Genomic DNA, 17,855 nt, shown 5'->3' with positions numbered 1-17,855 from the left:
TTATGAAAAGTATATTTAATCAATTAAAAATTCGCCACGCCTCGATATTAGTAACAGGAGCACTCCTGTTGTTTCTTGGCAGTTGTAACCTGTTGGAAGTAGAAAACCCGAACAGCCTCACGGTAGATGATGTAAGTTTGCCTTCATCTGCTGAAGGTTTAAAAAATGGACAACTTAATGCATTGATGTCCGGTTTAGGCTGGACCTATGCGGCCACATCTACTGTAAGTGACGAGATTTACTGGACGGGTTCTTACGAATCCTACAAAACGTTCGGTGAAGGAAGGATCGCTTTTGATGCAAATGAGATCACGGTTGCAGGATATCCTGAAATCAGTCAGGCAAGGTATATGTCTGACTTCGCTATTGAAAAGTTAGAAGAGTTTGATAGCAATTCAGAACTTGCTAACCGGGCAGTATTAGTACGCAGTTATATATATGGGGCTTTGACTCGTATTACGATTGCTGACTCCTATGATAATTTCGTTTTCTCAAGCGGTACTGAAACATCTCCTGCTATTGGTGAAGACCAAATGTTTACGCTCTACGATCAGGCGATCGATCTGCTTGATAAAGCACTGCCAATTGCACAAGCAATTAGTAATAGCGAGCTTGAAAGTCAGGTATTTGGATTACGTGCAAGAGCAAAGCATGCCAAAGGAGTTTGGCAGAAACTGAATCCAAAAGGCACTACTCCGGCAAACCCGTTAGTGTCGGGAACAGGTGCTATAGCGGATGCTGAAGATGCCTTGGATATTATGTCTGCAGATTATAAAGCGACTATTGACTATCAGGCAGGTAATATTACCAATTACTTGGCCGGGCAGGTAAATAGCCGTGGAGAACTTACTCTTACTCCTGATCCTGATGGAAGCAGAGCTCCTTTTAATGATCTGAAAACCGGAAACCCGGATCCTCGGGTAGTAGCAATTGCTGCTGATTTCAATGATACCCAGACCTATACTGAGAACTATTCTCCGTTTACCTGGTTGTCAGCTCGAGAAATGCACCTGATCATTGCAGAGGAGTTAGTAGGAACAAATGACATCAGGGCAAGAAATGAGATCAATACGGTAAGAGCCCTTGATGGACTTCCTGATATGGATGTAACAGATGATTTCGTTGAGTTTATTGAGCACGAAAGAAGAGCTAATCTTTATCTGCAAGGCAGAAGGTTAAATGACATGTACCGCTTTGGTTCACAGTCTCCAGACTGGTTAGCCGGTGAAGATGCGCTAGAAACTCCGGGAATATTATTACCTATTCCTACCAATGAGCAACTAGCAAATCCGGACCTCTGATAAAGTTTTTTAAAACAATAGAAATTATAAATAACAGGATATAAGATATGTTTAATTTAAAATGCAGAACCATGTTGTTGGGCCTGGGGGTATTTATGCTCTCCATAGTTACAACAACGGTGTTGGCTCAACCTTCAAATCCCGCTCCTGACCGGACGGAAGGCGAAGGCCCATATGACCGCCTCATAATTCGTGGCGCTAATATGATCGACGGAACCGGAGCACCAATGGCCGGTCCTGTTGATATTGTTATCGAAGGCAACGAGATCGTTTCAGTGCACCGGGTAGGTTATCCCGGTGTACCTATCGACGAAGATCGTCGTCCAGGTGATGCAACGAAAGAGATCGATGCTTCAGGTATGTATGTGATGCCTGGATTCATTGACATGCACGTACATACAGGCGGAAAGCCAAAAGTACCTAATGCAGAATACACCTATAAACTATGGATGGGGCATGGTATTACCACAGTACGTGGTGTTCCATTTGACAATTTGGAATCTTCACTTAGCGAGAAAGAGCGAAGTGCACGAAACGAAATTGTGGCTCCTAGAATGTTTAGTTATCACAGAGTAGGTTCCGGTTGGGACGAACCTGTGACAACACCTGAACAAGCAAGGGAATGGGTTCGATGGGCTAAAGACGAAGGCATTGACGGCCTTAAATTAGGAGCCCATGATCCTGATATTATGGAAGCTTTAATTGACGAAGCCACCAAGCAAAACCTGAATACCACAGCTCACCTTGATCAAATGGGTGTTGTTCGTATGAACCTCAAAGAGGCCGCGGAATTAGGCTTAGGTGCACAAACACACTATTATGGTTTGTTTGAGTCAATGTATGATGGCTATGATCTGCAACCATATCCAAACGATTACAACTATCAAAATGAGCAGGACCGCTTCGGGCAAGTTGCACGTCAGTGGAATAAGATTGTTGAGCCGGGTGGAGAAGAATGGAATGATCTAATTCAATTATTCCTGGACAATGACCTTACTTTAGATCCTACAATGACCATCTACGAAGCAAGTCGCGACGTAATGAGGGCCAGAAATGCGGATTGGCATGAAGATTATACTCTTCCAACTCTTTGGGAGTTTTACATGCCCAGCCGAAAAGCTCACGGATCTTATTGGTTTGATTGGACCACCCAGGATGAAGTAGAGTGGAAAAACTTCTACCGAACATGGATGCAGTTTATCAATGATTACAAGAATGCAGGCGGACGAGTAACTACCGGTTCCGATGCAGGGTTTATTTATAAGCTTTATGGATTCGATTATATCCGCGAGCTTGAACTTTTGCAAGAAGCCGGATTCCATCCTCTTGAAGTAATTAGATCAGCAACCATGAATGGCGCCAATGAGTTATACAAAAGAATGGATGAAGACGCTCCATTCGGAATAATTCGCCCGGGTAAATTAGCTGACCTTGTGATTGTAGAGGAAAATCCACTTCAAAACCTGAAAACACTTTATGGTACAGGTGCTATCAGGGTGCAAGGTGTTAATGAAGTAGTTCGAGTAGGTGGAGTGAAATACACCATCAAAGATGGAATTGTATATGACGCAAAACAACTGCTCGAAGATGTTCGCAATATGGTTGACGAACAAGAAGCCGAACTTGGTGAAAAAGAACGCTACTAAGATTTATATTTAAATATCAATATCGACCGAAACCCCTGCTAAAGCAGGGGTTTCTTTTTAAGTAAAAGTGGGACTGACAAATGAATAAAATCAAAGCTATAACAACAATATTTTCGATAATACTCTTCATGGGTATTTCACTCGATAGTATAGCACAAAAGAAATTCGGAGACCTTGCTGAAGGTCCATACGACAGATTGGTAATTAGGAATGCAATGGTTATTCCGGGACATGGCGGACCTTCTGTAGGGCCTTATGATATCGTAATTGAAGGAGACAAGATCACTGACATGATACCTTTCGATCCGGTAACGGCTGAAAGAAGAGGTGACAGTGAACGCCCAACAGGAAATAGGGTGATCGAAGCTGATGGTAAATATGTGATGCCCGGTATGATCGATCTTCATATGCATTTGAGACAAGATCCTATGGAAATCGAATATGTATATTACACAAAACTTGCTCACGGTGTAACCACTATGGTACCGGCTCCTGACCGTGGTCTGGATAACGCAATGGACGAAGCCAGCCGCAGTGAGAATAATGAAATTCTGGCCCCTCGCATGTATCCGATCTGGGGATGGGGCTCAAATACTGATTTTGACCGTGAGTTTTTAGAAAACCCTGCCAATGCTCCGGAAGTAGCGGCAGAGATGTTTGAAAAAGGTGCACATGTGGTCAGTGTTGGCAGTTTAGGCTGGAACCAGAAATTGCTTGGTGCAGTAACTAAAGCTGTTACTGAAAATGGAGGTATTACTACTTACCATATACCACCAAATACCACATCAGTAACACAGGCAGTTGATGCTGCCCGTTTAGGTGTTACGATGATAGAACACCATTATGCATATGCAGAGTCTTCACTTGATCGTCAGGTTCAGGATTATCCACGCGATTATAATTATAATGATGAAAATGCACGATTCCGCCATGCCGGTAAAGTATGGACGGAAGCCAACCGCGAACGCCTTTTGGGAGAAGTAGCTGACTCCCTTTTTGCCTACGGTGTGCATATGCTTCCAACCCGGGTAGTGTATGAAGCAAACCGTGATATTCTAAGAGCAGCCAGTTTGCCATGGAATGAGAAATATACTCATCAGGCACTTATAAACTGGAACTTGCCAAATCCGGCCTTTCACGGATCATATCATTACGACTGGACTTCCGATGATGAATATTACTGGAGTTATGCCTTCGATCTTTGGGGCGACCTGATCTACGAATTCAATAAGAGAGGAGGACACGTTTCTTACGGTACAGATGATAACTATATCTGGGCAACACCCGGTTTCTCAAATGTCCGTGAACTGCAGTTACTCAGAGAAACAGGAATGCATACGCTTGAAGTACTTAAAGCTGCCACGCACAACAGTGCTATAACACTTCGTGAAGAGAAACTAGGCCTGGTACGTCCCGGTTATACCGCTGACCTGATCATTGTGGATGGAAGTCCCCTGTATAACCTCAGGAATATGTACTCTTTTGGTGCAATTAACACCGATGAGAATGGTGACATGTTTCGATCAGAAGGAATTGTACATACCATCAAAGGTGGGGTTGTGATTGAAAATGACCTCCTGATGGAAGAAGTAGCCCGAATGGTTAAAGCCTCCAAAGAAGGTGTTTCTTCAGAAAATATTATGACAGCTCCATTTATAGTGGAATAGATTCTTATCGAACCTCCCATTCAGGTTTAATCCTGATGGGAGGATCATAAGAAATTTCTTGGCTTTAGCTTTTATCACTCATCAATAAGTTGGACTATACTATGAACTATCAAATAAAAAAGATCGTCAAAACACTTTGCCTCGGAATGGTTTTACTGGCTCTGAGCTGCCAAGGTGCACAAGCACAAAAACAATTTGGAGACTTGGCAGAAGGCCCTTACGACCGATTGGTTATCCGTAATGCAATGGTCATTCCCGGACATGGCGGCCCACCGGTAGGTCCATACGATATTGTTATTGAGGGAGATATGATCACTGAGATGATTCCTTTCGATCCTGTGACCGCAGAACGAAGAGGCGACTCTAACCGCCCAACTGGAGACCGGATCATTGATGCTTCCGGAAAATACGTAATGCCCGGGCTTATTGATTTGCACGGCCACCTAAGGCAAGAACCGATGCCTTTAGAGTATATCTATTATCTAAAATTAGCTCATGGGGTTACTACTTTTGGACCGGCTTCAGACAGAGGGGTTGAGTATGCGATGGAAGAAGCACGACTTGCAGACCAAAATGAAATTTTAGCTCCTACCATGTATCCATTATGGTCTTGGGGGTCCGGTTTGGACTATGATGAAATATTTTTATCAAACCCGAAAAATGCCCCGAGAATAGCTAAAGAAATGGCTGAAAAAGGAGCACGTCAGGTTTACCTTAATGGTGTAGCATGGAATCAGGAATTGTTTAAAGCCGCTGCAGATGCGGTATGGGAAAATGGAGGCGTTACAGGAGTTCATATTCCTCCATCATATACATCAGTGATAGATGCTGTGGATGCTGCACGATTAGGTGTTACATTTATACTTCATCATTACGGATATGGGGAGTCATCATTAGATCGTGCCGTTCAGGATTACCCAAGAGATTATAATTTTGATAATGAGAACCACCGTTTTCGCGAGGCAGGAAGGGTATGGCAGGAAGCGGACAGGGAACGACTGTTAGGTGAAGTAGCTGATTCCCTTGTAGCTTATGGAGTTTTCATGCAGCCCACCCAGGTAGTATATGAAGCGAACAGAGATATCGTAAGAGCTCAAAGCTTGCCATGGCATGAAAAATATACGCATCAGTCTTTGATAGAATGGAATCTTCCTGATCCGGCTTATCACGGATCTTTTCATTATGACTGGACTTCCGATGATGAACAAACATGGTATGAGGCCTATGACCTCTGGGGTGACCTGATCTACGAATTCAATAAAAAAGGCGGAACCGTTGCTTACGGTACAGATGATAATTACATCTGGGCTACCCCCGGATTTTCAAATATCAGAGAATTACAGCTTCTCAGGGAATCCGGTATGCATACCCTTGAAGTTCTGAAAGCTGCGACACATAACAGTGCAAAAGCACTTCGAATTGAAGATGAAACAGGCTTGGTGCGTCCGGGTTATGAGGCAGACCTTATTCTGGTAGATGGAAGCCCTTTATATAATCTTCGGTTTATGTATTCTTTTGGAGCCATCACACTTGATGAAGATGAGAACATGTACAGAACCAAAGGCATTGTTCACACGATCAAGGATGGAGTTGTTATCAATAACGACAAGCTTATGGAAGAAGTAGCCCGAATGGTGAAGGAATCAAAAGAAGGTGTAGGTTCCAATATAGCCAATGATCCTTTTTTAATTGAAGAATGATCTATATACGCTCTTAGAACTCTCTTTTCCATAGGATATTTGGATGAGAGAGTTATGGAGCGATTTAGTTATGTCCCTATTAATACTTATATCCATATTATGACTACATCAAAACTTTTCAAAAGAACGTTTCTGGCGGCGACCGGTCTTTTAATTATGTATCTAACGACTAGTTTAGCGGAAGCTCAGCCGGTTCAAGATGTCGAGACACTATATAGTTTAGTGGAGGAAGTTGGTGATATTTCTATTCCAACAAAAAGTGAATCTGAATACCAGAAAGCACTAACTGATTATAAAAGCATTCTGGAACGAATGGATGCTATTGAATACGATAACCTCGGACTTGACGACCAGGTAGATCATGACTTATTGAGGGCTCACCTCAAAACGAATATCTATGAGATTGAAACGGTTCAGTTGTATAAACTTCATCCCGTTTCGTATATACAATTAGGCAGAACAAATCAGCTCTTCATTCGGCCGGGCTCAATAGCTGATAATGGGGTTAAAGCTGCGATCAAAGAACTGGATTTGTTACCTGAAATACTTTCTAATGCTCGTCAAAATCTAACAAACCCTGCTAAGGTGTGGACCGAAAACACACTTTATGAGATCTATTATGCTAAAATGATGCTTCAGGATTATGTGCCAGAGGCGAAAATAGATAACACAGAGTTGAAAGATCAACTTATAGAATCTTCGAGATCAGCATATTCTGCATTGATTGATTTTGAAAATTGGGTAAACAGCACTTTACTTCCCCGGTCTGACCGAAGTGCAGGATGGAATCCGGATTACATTAATTTCTATTTGAAGAACAAAGAACATCTGCATCACTATAATGTAGAAAATATGCTTGCCGTTGCATTAGAGGAAGAAGAGGAGTTATTAAAAGAAATGGATGCATTAGCCGACAGCATTCATCCATCGGGTGACCTAAATACGGTGTGGGAGAATATGAAAGAAGAAGCGCCACCTTGGGAAGGTGTTTTACCGATGTCTAAGAGTTTTGTGAATATGGCTAGTTCGTGGCTGGAAAATGAAGGTGATCACGTAGTAACAATTCCCGACTACATAGATTATGGAGCCCGTATTTCGCCACCTATGGCACGAAGGGTATTATCTTTTGGTGGAGCAACACAAGGCCCAACGGTAGCTAACCGACAATCCGGTTACTACATTCTGACTCCTTTAGAAGATCGGTTATCAGCAGAAGAAAAAGCAAGCCGAATAAAATCCTATAATCCATACTGGACGCATGTGATCTCTTATCACGAATGGCTGGGGCACAATGTACAAAACGCAGCTGCAAGGGAGCATGTAGATCGCCCGATGCGTAAGATATTCCGTTCAGCCTACTTTGGGCAAGCCTGGTCTTTTTATCTCGAGAAAATGCTTGAAGAAGAAGGTTATTATAATGATCGCCTTGATTACATAACGGCTTTGAAAACCCGAATGGCCCGTCTTCAAATGAGGATGTGGAGAGTACAACGAATTGTAACAAAGCTTCAAATGGCATTGGGGGAAATGACTTTTGACGAAGCTGTTCAAGCTTATATCGATAAGATCGGAATGGAGCCTACCAACGCCTTTATTGAAGTTCAGCGCGACAGCCAAACACCGGCTCCCCCCGGACGAGAAATAATTGGGGAAATGGAAATAATTGAACTCAGAAGGGAATATAAGGTTCGCATGGGTGAGCATTATTCACTTAAAAATTTCAACGATAATTTACTTACCTACGGATATTTGCCTTTCAGAGAAATTGAAAGATTAATGTTCAATAAATAAATTTTTAGCTTAAAAATTTAAAACAATCTTACTTCAAATTGACCTAAAATCTATACATATGTCTGGTTTAAAAATAATTCCCAAAGTATTAATAATACCTGCGTTCGCAGCTTTATTGTTTATTTCGTGTACCTCTGAAACAGAAAAGTACGTCGATGACACTGAAATTGTAAAGGAACAGTTAGAACAAGAGCGATCCACAACACTGGAAGAACTTGAAACTGAAGTAACTCCTCAAAATATTGAGAAGCTTGTTGAGCTGGGAATGTGGAGTGAAGCAGAACAATACATTGCCAATGCAGATGCGGGCAATAATGAGGTGAGACTTGTTGAAGCAAAATTGCTGATGAAGAAACATCGATACAGTGACTCAGAAAGTATCGTTAATGCCGTTTTAGAAGAAAATCCTTCGAACCGTGAAGCACAGTTGCTTAAAGCTGAATTGAATATTCAGGCTTGGGATTTAGATGAAGCTGATGACATAGGTGCTGCACTTTTGGAGGAAAATACGAATGATGCAAAGGTCGGTTTAATCCGTGGAAAAGTAGCCTTGCTTAAGCGTGATTTTGAAGAGGCCTTGCGTTGGGCTGAAAATGTTCAGGATTGGGATCCGCAATTTGATGGGGGTTATCTTCTGGAAGCTGAAGGTTTATTCTGGGATCAGGATCCGGCTGCTGCGGAACCTGCTTTGAAAAAAGCTCTCTCATTGAATCCATATAATCCTGATGCACGATTCAGCTATGGTTATGCCGTATGGCGCAGAGTAGATGCCACACAACTGGATAATATGGCAGCTCAATGGAATCTGGCCTTTGAAGTAAACCCACTTCATTATCTTACACACTGGCATTTCGGAAACGGACATACCAATTTAACTTATGCGGATTATATCCATCCTACCGATGAGGAAGTACGAGAAGAGCTTAACAGGGCAGAAGTACTCATTCCTCAGAACAGATTAGATGAAGCTATTCAAATAACACATGAAGTGGAAGCAGAATATCCTGAATCGGTGCTTCCGGAGATGATGCGGGGCTCCATCTATTATATGTATTATGATATGGACCGGGCTGCGCGACTGGATTCTTCTCAGGCTGCTTTTGAGAATATCCTCGATAGAAAACAAAACTACGGGCCTGCTCATAACGGATTGGCAGCGGTTATTAAGCAGCGTCAGTTTGAGTATCTTGATGGGTTTGAGGAACTCGAACAAACCATTACTGATACCGAGATTCCGGAAGACGGTGCAGTGTTTTATAATGTATTTAAAGATGCAAATTACTATCCCGGCGATCGGGTCAAGAAGATGATTGCACAGCAGATCGGCCCAAGTAAGGCTTATCTCCCAATGATCAATAAGTTTGATTCTGATTTTGCGATTCCACCCCTTCATATCGATCTGGCAATAGCCATGGACCGAAGCTATTTCCGAGTTGGAACTACCTTTGACAACCGGCAGTGGATGGATATCCGTGGAGTTGGAAGTGGAGCCACCGGTATTGAATATCTGGAAAGAGGAGCTCACTGGGAGCGTAATGTGCTGGCACATGAATATGCTCACCTTTACCACGGACGTATTCTAACGGATGAGGAAAGCAGGAAGATCCGATCACTGTATCATACTGCTAAAGAGAATGGCACTACCCTGGATTATTATGCATCCAATAACGAAAGTGAATTTTTTGCTCAGGGTTATGCTGGATTTCTTTCAGATAAAAAAGTACATCCATTGAACCATAAATCAATGAATACCCGTGAATTCATTCGCGAAAAAGACCCGGATTATTATGAGTTTCTGGAGTCATTGCTCCAAAAGCAAGAGGAATACCTTGCCGGCAACGAAGAAGTACTGGATGATAACTGGGCTCAAACGTACTTAACACTGGCAAACAGAGCTCGGGGCAGTAATAATTTAAATGAAGCCACTGCTTACCTTCATACCGCTTTGACTTTCAGTAACGATTATATTCCTGCTTTACTTGAGTATGCTGAAGTGAATGCAGAAAAAGGCGATTTCGAAGCAGCTGAAGAAATGATCACCAGGGCAAATGATCTGGATTCTGATTATGCCCCGGTCTTGGTTTCAAGGGCAAATGTTATCCATCAAAAAGCTTTGGAAGGCATCATGGCATTTGATGAAGCGATGGAAGAACAAAAATTGCTCTTTGATGAAGCTGAAACAATGGAAGAAGATCTAGCAGAAGCTGCAAACCTCAACCGGCTTTCAAGAGAACGATACTATAACTATGGTTTCCTTAAGGAGGCCATCGATGTTTCTGAAAGTTATGTTGCTGACGCACCAATGGTTTCTACATACCTGCGTGACCGGAAAGAAGATGCAGAGGCTTTTGCAAAAAACCTTCGAAGTGTACTTGGGTATTCAGGTGATGTGTCTGACTTCTTTAAGGACTTACTGGATCAAAATCCGCAAAACTTTGACTACCGTCTGGTATATGCTGATGTACTGGCGCGTCAATCCCGGCTTGAGGAAGCACTGAGTGTATTAGAAGAAGGTCAGCGTATCCTTGCTTCAGCAGATAATGAATTACCAAGTTATACACTTAGAATTGCGCATATCAATCTTGAAAATGGAGAAGAAGAGAAAGCGGAAGAGTCCATTAGCACCTTATCTGAGGACGACCTTGGAATGGATGAGAAATTTCTGCTCGCAGAACTCTATGCAAAACTCGGCCGGATCACTGAAGGGAATGAAACATTGGATAGTATTTCAGATGTAAACTTACCCATTCATAATGCTGAGTATGAATTTGTACTCGGTACACTTGCAGAAGCAGATGGTAACATTGAAAGTGCTGAAGATCACTTTAGTGAGGCATTAGAAATGAATCCATATCATCTTTCAGCCCGTGCAGCTCTAATTCAGCTTTTGAACGAGCAGGATGATCAAGATGCTGCAACTATCTTAACTGAAGAGGCTGAAAATCTGCCTGTCCCACTCGGCCCTGATTTTACCCGACAGATCAACTAATAGAGAAGCACCCTTTTTAATCATTACTAAGCCAGAGTGTTCAAGCGATCACTCTGGCTTTTACTTTAAAGTTATATACGCTTTTACTATAATTGATCGCTATTCAACAATTTAACTTTCACTTTATAACGAGATAATTGAATGAAGTTCTTCTCAAGATTACTGGTTCCGGTTCTAATGGTGGCTGTAATAGGTTGCACATCTCAAACTCCCAATGAAGGCAATGATGGATCTGAAATATCTGTGGAGGAATCATATATGAGTGAGATAGAGAATCTGGCTGAGAATTCCAGGATCAAGGAAGCGATGGAGTTCATCCGGAATATGGATGATGAAACCGTGCAGAATCAGATCATGATAACCGAGATCCCTGCCCCTCCATTTCAGGAAGAAGTTAGAGCTGAACGATATGCAGAGATGATGCAAGAATATGGGCTCGATCAGGTTGAGATAGATGAGGAAGGGAACGTGATTGGCAAGCGCCCCGGAAGGGAAGGAGAACATACCATTGTGATATCAGCACATCTGGATACGGTGTTTCCTGAAGGAACCGGCGTTGAGGTTGAGGTTCGGAACGATACGCTCTTTGCTCCTGGTATCACCGATGATACCCGGGGACTTACTGTGCTGCTTACCTTAATAAACACAATGGAAACACTGGATATTCAAACGGCTGATAACATCTGGTTTGTGGGAACTGTAGGCGAGGAAGGGATCGGAGATCTCAGGGGAGTGAAGCATTTGTTCGAAACGGAGGGTGAAAATATTGATGCTTTTATTTCCGTGGACGGCAGTGACGACAGCCGCATTGTGAATAAAGCACTCGGCTCACACCGTTACCGGGTTACATTTGAAGGTCCGGGCGGACATTCCTGGGGTGCCTTTGGAACAGCAAATCCGGCTCATGCACTGGGGCGGGCGATCACCTACTTTGAAGATAATGCATCTCAATTCGTTAAAAGCGGCCCTCGGACAAGCTACAATATTGGGAGAATAGGGGGAGGAACATCCGTCAATTCTATTCCCTTCGAAAACTGGATGGAAATTGACATGCGGTCAGAAAGCCCTGAAGCATTGCAGCAGATCGACGGTATCATGCAGGATGCGATGCAAAAGGCACTGATAGAAGCTAACAATATCAAAACCGAGGGGCCTGATCTTACGGTGGATATTGATATGATCGGGAACCGTCCTTCAGGAGAGATCCCCTCTGATGTCCCCTTTATACAGCGGGCATTGGCTGTTGCAAAACATTTTGGACAGGAACCCGGTTTGACAAGATCTTCAACGGATGCCAATGTATCCATTTCTATGGGGATCCCATCCATGACTATTGGCGGAGGCGGAAGCAGTGGAGGTTCTCACTCTCTCGATGAATGGTGGTATAATGAAGAGGGCTATAAAGGAGTGCAACGGACGTTCATGATCTTAATGGCGGAAGCAGGGTTGGCAGAGTGATATGAAGCGGCAGAATATTACCTCAGGAACAGAATGGGAAGGAAGAGTAGGGTACAGCCGGACTGTGAAAGTTGGAAATCAGATTTTTGTATCTGGCACAACCGCTGTTGACGAGCAGGGAAAAGTAGTCGGGAAAGGAGATGTATATCTTCAAACAAAACAGTGCATCCTGAACATCGAGAAGGCATTGAATAAAGCCGGTGCCTCCCTTGAAGATGTGGTCCGAACACGGACGTTCATTACAAATATAGAAGAGTGGAAAGCTTTCGGGAAAGCCCATGAAGAATTTTTTGGAGCCATCAAGCCGGCCGCTACTCTGGTTGAAGTAAGCAAATTGATCGATGATGACCTGTTGGTAGAAATCGAGGCAGATGCGGTATTGGAGTAGTGAGTAATCTGACCAAAAAAGTGGATTTCAGGAGTGCTGGGGTGAAACCTTGCAGTGGAGGGAAAAGGATTTTTCAAGACCACATATTTTTGATGTTTGGAATGAACAAGGGATGCAGAAGAAATACCTCGACAAGGAGGTGTATTTCATGGAGGAGCTTATTCCGGGAATGCTACCTGCCAATCCAGAGCTTTTATACGTGCAGCCGGAATGGGATAATGACCAGCGTAAGACCATTCAGATTATGAAGCAGACCGGCCACCACGAAGCGACAGAGGCGCTCGCCCCGGGTCTGTTTCACGAGATGGACAGCTGGACATACCCCTTGCATTTCATCGACTTTGAGGCGGTACTGGCAGCCATTCCTTTTCATAAGGGCTTGTACCCCTATGACTATGTGCCCTTTCAGTTTAGTTGCCATACCATGTATGAAGATGGCCGGGTAGAACACCGAGCCGACTGGATTGAGGAGACACCGGGGAAGCTCCCATCTATTATGTTTGTACGGAAGCTGAAAGAGTGTCTGGAGGGGGATGAAGGCACCGTATTTCGGTATCACAACTTCGAGAATACGGTCCTCAACAAAATGAAGGATTTGATCCGAGAACGAGAGCCCGAAGATGCGGAAGAGTTGATCGCCTTTATTGAAAGCCTGGTCAAAGGAGGCGAGCGGGAGATGGTCGATCAGTACGAGATGATCAAGAAATACTATTACTCTCCGGTAATGAAAAATTCGATCAGTATTAAGAAAGTACTCCCGGCTGTATTAAGCGAAAGTCCAAAGTTGCAAGAAATCTACAGCCAACCGTACAGCGGCTTATATCTAAAGAATAAAGTCTTTTACCAACCGAATCCAGAAACGGGCCAGGCTATCAATCCCTACGAACTACTGAACAAAGTCGGATATGGTATTCCGGATTATGATGATAGTGACAAAGCAATTGGAGAAGACTCGATCTCCGAGGGTGGCGCAGCTATGATGGCCTGGAGTCGCTTGCAGTTTAATGATTTGGATAAAACTCAACGCGATGCCATTCTGCAATCTCTTTATGAATATTGTGAGTTAGACACTCTAGCGATGGTGATGATCCATCAGCATTGGAATTTTTTAAAAAAGAATTAAACTAACAATAACAATAACTAAAAAACAGACTTAGAATGAAGGAAATTGCAAATAAAGAGCAGGCTTTAGAAGCAGTAAAAATGTATAAGCTGTCCTTAGAACATGTATCTGACAAGCTTAAAGATTCTTTAGAAAATCTTGAAAAGCTTGGTATCAAAGTTGATGACAGATTTAAAAAACCTGCTGGTATGAAGTAAGTCTTAAAAATGAAAATTGTTTTATTTCAAATTGAGCATATTTTCACGATGAGTAAAACACTGTAAAGCAAATCGTAATTACAAATTTAACATTGTGATATGATTTTGATTCAACTCATTTCCTTTCAAGATTAATATATTAATCACTATTTTATAAACAAGACCAATTATATCACATGATTATTAAACCAAATAGTGATATATAAACATAATATCATATTTATGAGTAACGACAGGAAAAAGATTAACAAAAGATTGAGTAAAAACAGGAAACCCATCAGGGTAGGGCCGAGAGGCGGAAAGTATTATATTTCCGATAATGGCAATAAGGTATATGTGACTAAAGCTGTGGGTAAAACGACTACCAATCATTAGACAAACAGGTTTTTTCACGGTCTGTTTGAGTAATCATTAGTTACAAAAACTACCTAATGCTAAAAAAGTAAGTGGTGATTTAGATTTATTAGCAATAGCTGAAAAAGTGCGCAAGATAAAAAGTAAATTAAATGCTTTAGTGAACGATTCTCATACTAAATGGGGAGCGAGATTCGCTTATACAATTCAGGCTCTAATTATTTATTCGTTGGTTACATTTTCTTTTTCAACCTTACCCAATTTGAGCAAGGGTACTTTACTCTTTCTTGAAATTTCCAGATATGCAACTGTTGCGATCTTTTCTTTAGAGTATATGGTAAGAATCTGGGTAGCAGAGAATAGATGGAAATATATATTCAGCTTTTATGGGCTAGTAGATCTTGTTGCAATCCTCCCATTCTATTTGTCGATGACTATTGACCTAAGAAGTTTTAGAATTATTCGAGTACTTCGTGTATTCAGACTGATCAAAATCACTAAGTATAGTAAAGCAATAAAACGCTTTAAGTATGCTTTCAAGGACGTTAAAGAAGAGTTAGTGATTTTCCTTACGGCTACTCTATTTTTATTATATATTAGCGCTGTTGGTATATACTATTTTGAAAATGCAGTTCAACCTGAGAATTTCACATCAATATTTCATAGTCTATGGTGGGCTGTTGCTACATTAACAACTGTAGGATATGGGGACGTTTATCCAATTACTACGGGAGGAAAAATTTTTACTTTTTTTGTGTTAATGATAGGTCTTGGGTTGGTGGCCGCTCCAGCAGGTATCATTGCCACTGCTATGGAAGAAGCTCACAAAGCAGTACCTGACAAGGATATCAATATTCAAAGCACCAATACTCAAAAAGAGTTAATGAAAAGAAAGGATAAGAAGAGTAATTAATGTATTTCAGAGCTCTTTTTGTTTCATATTCATTGGCATTGTTTTTATTGTCCGGCCAAGCTTTACTACCAAAATTTAAAGGGCTATAAAAGTACGTAGATGAATATTGCGAGTTAGACACTCTAGCGATGGTGATGATCCATCAGCACTGGCAATATTTAAAAGAGACATAATGTCTTAAAATTGAAATTTCTTAGAGTTTGATTATTATTAATGATAATATTGAATACTAAATAACACTAAAAACACATGATATGAGCAAATTATCTGAATATCTGAATAATGTTTCAAATGGTATTTCTCTTAATACAATGAAAAGGTTAACAAAAAAGAATAAAAAAGAAACACCAAAGATACTCAAAGAGCTGAAAAGTTTGGAAAAAGAGAGGGAAGAAATTGATGATATAATTAAAAAATATTCTAAGTGATCGGTTATAATATTTCAAAAACTCAGTACAACCTGAAATTTTTAGTTCCATTTTTCATAGTCTATGGTGGGCAGTAGCCACACTAACAACGGTAGGTTATGGAGATGTTTATCCAGTTACAGGTGGAGGGAAAGTTTTTACTTTTTTTGTTTTGATGATAGTGATATTCAACATCTACAAATAAATCTTTTGAGTATTTCAAAAAAGTCGAAAAGACCATCTAGTGGTTTATCTGCTCCTTCACGTTTTAATGATGCATTCTTATGTTCCCTACATTTGTGCATTAATAATTTTGCTTGGAAAAACTAAACCCAATATTAATAGAAAATAAATCACGAGAAAATGTCGAACAAAACAAAGATTACCAAATATCAAATAGAAAAATTGAATGCCTCAGACTTTCCCGATCAGGGCCATTCCACAATTACTATTACCTGTGCCAATGGTGTGTATGAAGAATTAGTTATTGATTATGATGGGCTTATATTGGAATGCGAGATGGAGTGGAATAGTGGAATTTTTGATGTAAGGATAGATAAAACTGAGCTTCAACAGTTATTATCCGAAAAACCTATTCATCAATGGACACAGGAAGATATTCTAGCACCATATGTGTGGGACTTGAATGAAACAACATCTGGATTTCTTAAGTTTGAAAATCTGGATGGAGAAACTGACTGGGAGGAGGCCGCAAAGGCACTGTCTATGCATTTAGATTCTGAAATTAAGGATGAGGACGAATTTGATGATGCTATTATGAGGGTTTATAATGAGGGTACAATTGAAGATTCAGAATATAGATTTGATGGCATCAGAAGCATTCATTCTGATTTTGATTTTGAATTGGAGTGGAATTATTGGGAAGTAAACTTAGATTCAGTTAGCAAACTGATTGAAAGAAACGATGAATTATATATAGTTGAAACCGAGTTAAAGCAATATACTGACTGGGAAGAATCTGACGAGAAACTAGGTCACGCATACTTTCTGTTAGGTAATATTGGGTACAAAACAGAGACATGGGGTACAGCTATAACTAATTATAAGAAAGCAGTTGGCCATGGATACGAAACACTAGAACTATACCAGTCGTTAGGGTGGTCTTACCGAAAAACTAATCAGATTGAGAAATCTATTGAAGCATATGAGAAAGCAGCTGAAGTGGATGATAAGGCTGAAGCTGTATTTCTCATGCTTGGCGCTTTAAAAGCACATAAAGGAAAATTGAAAGAAGCTCTTGCTGCTTATGATAGATGTGTAGAAATAGATCCCGATAACGAGGACTATGTACAGCGTAGAAATAAATTAAAAAATCATTTGGAACAGCAAAACTAAGATTCATTGACATTGGTTGTACAAATCATTTTTATTAAAGAAATTATACCTGATATATTCGGCCAAAAATAAATAAAAAAGTCTATAATTAAGAACAAAGTATCGAGCTATGTCTATAAATGGTAAAGATAAAATAGGATCAAGTTTTAGTATTTTTGAAAAATTTGTCAGAGATATACAAATGAAAAGTCAGGATAGATTTATTAAAAGAGCCCAAAATAAAGGGGTGCCTAAAGAAGTAACAGAAAAGATGGAGAAGGTAAATAAAGAAGTTGAAGAATTAGAAGAGTTTTTGAAAAGCTTGTATTAATAAATGGCTAGAGCCAAGACTTGTAAAAAAACTGGAAGATCTAAAAAAGGAAAATGAAGAGCTTGACGATTTGATTGAAAGATACTCAGAATAAGATTTGTAACTTCGCCAAAAAATGGACCGTTAAAAGGAGAATCTTAGGTTAAGTTTAATCAAGAATAGCTTATTGTAAACCGTCCTTCAAATCCTTCCCCAAAAGCATATTCAAAAACCCCTGGCGGACTTGCTCATCTCCATTTCGTTGTCAAAAAAGCA

Annotated in this window: 15 protein-coding genes and 1 pseudogene; all 16 read left to right on the top strand. The window is 40.9% G+C overall.

Annotated elements, in window-relative coordinates:
* The first annotated feature begins 2 nt into the window (after positions 1–2).
* On the top strand, positions 3–1,301 hold the full coding sequence (locus ACFSVN_RS08890; protein WP_390301203.1) for a RagB/SusD family nutrient uptake outer membrane protein: 1,299 nt from the start codon (positions 3–5) through the stop codon (positions 1,299–1,301).
* A gap of 47 nt (positions 1,302–1,348) precedes the next feature.
* Entirely contained in the window at positions 1,349–2,947 is a 1,599-nt protein-coding gene (locus ACFSVN_RS08885; RefSeq protein ID WP_390301200.1) for an amidohydrolase family protein, read from the top strand.
* Positions 2,948–3,027: 80 nt separating this feature from the next.
* Entirely contained in the window at positions 3,028–4,614 is a 1,587-nt protein-coding gene (locus tag ACFSVN_RS08880; RefSeq protein ID WP_390301197.1) for an amidohydrolase family protein, read from the top strand.
* 101 nt (positions 4,615–4,715) lie between these two features.
* Entirely contained in the window at positions 4,716–6,314 is a 1,599-nt protein-coding gene (locus tag ACFSVN_RS08875) for an amidohydrolase family protein (protein WP_390301194.1), read from the top strand.
* Between the two features lie 99 nt (positions 6,315–6,413).
* On the top strand, positions 6,414–8,105 hold the full coding sequence (locus ACFSVN_RS08870; RefSeq protein WP_390301191.1) for a DUF885 family protein: 1,692 nt from the start codon (positions 6,414–6,416) through the stop codon (positions 8,103–8,105).
* Positions 8,106–8,163: 58 nt separating this feature from the next.
* Positions 8,164–11,094 carry a tetratricopeptide repeat protein gene (locus tag ACFSVN_RS08865; protein WP_390301188.1) on the top strand — a complete coding sequence of 977 codons (2,931 nt, stop codon included), beginning with the start codon at positions 8,164–8,166 and terminating at the stop codon, positions 11,092–11,094.
* 141 nt (positions 11,095–11,235) lie between these two features.
* Positions 11,236–12,552, top strand: coding sequence for a M20/M25/M40 family metallo-hydrolase (locus ACFSVN_RS08860; RefSeq protein WP_390301185.1), 1,317 nt, complete (start codon positions 11,236–11,238; stop codon positions 12,550–12,552).
* A gap of 1 nt (position 12,553) precedes the next feature.
* Positions 12,554–12,940, top strand: coding sequence for a RidA family protein (locus ACFSVN_RS08855; protein ID WP_390301182.1), 387 nt, complete (start codon positions 12,554–12,556; stop codon positions 12,938–12,940).
* 49 nt (positions 12,941–12,989) lie between these two features.
* Positions 12,990–14,063 (top strand): DUF2779 domain-containing protein, encoded by a 1,074-nt coding sequence (locus ACFSVN_RS08850; RefSeq protein ID WP_390301179.1) that lies wholly within the window; start codon positions 12,990–12,992, stop codon positions 14,061–14,063.
* A 35-nt stretch (positions 14,064–14,098) separates the two neighbouring features.
* Positions 14,099–14,260 (top strand): hypothetical protein, encoded by a 162-nt coding sequence (locus ACFSVN_RS08845; RefSeq protein ID WP_390301177.1) that lies wholly within the window; start codon positions 14,099–14,101, stop codon positions 14,258–14,260.
* A 222-nt stretch (positions 14,261–14,482) separates the two neighbouring features.
* Entirely contained in the window at positions 14,483–14,635 is a 153-nt protein-coding gene (locus ACFSVN_RS08840; protein ID WP_390301175.1) for a hypothetical protein, read from the top strand.
* A 106-nt stretch (positions 14,636–14,741) separates the two neighbouring features.
* Positions 14,742–15,527, top strand: a complete 786-nt coding sequence (locus tag ACFSVN_RS08835) for an ion transporter (protein ID WP_390301172.1) — start codon at positions 14,742–14,744, stop codon at positions 15,525–15,527.
* A 254-nt stretch (positions 15,528–15,781) separates the two neighbouring features.
* Positions 15,782–15,955: a hypothetical protein gene (locus tag ACFSVN_RS08830; RefSeq protein WP_390301169.1), complete on the top strand. Its 174-nt coding sequence runs from the start codon at positions 15,782–15,784 to the stop codon at positions 15,953–15,955.
* A 10-nt stretch (positions 15,956–15,965) separates the two neighbouring features.
* A pseudogene (locus tag ACFSVN_RS08825) lies at positions 15,966–16,121 on the top strand (ion channel); the annotation flags it as partial.
* Positions 16,122–16,297: 176 nt separating this feature from the next.
* A complete protein-coding gene (locus tag ACFSVN_RS08820) occupies positions 16,298–17,290 on the top strand; it encodes a hypothetical protein (protein WP_390301166.1) in 993 nt (330 codons plus the stop codon).
* Positions 17,291–17,399: 109 nt separating this feature from the next.
* Entirely contained in the window at positions 17,400–17,600 is a 201-nt protein-coding gene (locus ACFSVN_RS08815) for a hypothetical protein (RefSeq protein WP_390301163.1), read from the top strand.
* Positions 17,601–17,855: the final 255 nt, after the last annotated feature.

Source organism: Gracilimonas halophila (assembly GCF_042684365.1).
Taxonomy (GTDB): domain Bacteria; phylum Bacteroidota; class Rhodothermia; order Balneolales; family Balneolaceae; genus Gracilimonas; species Gracilimonas halophila.
This window is presented reverse-complemented; position numbering and strand designations above follow the sequence as displayed.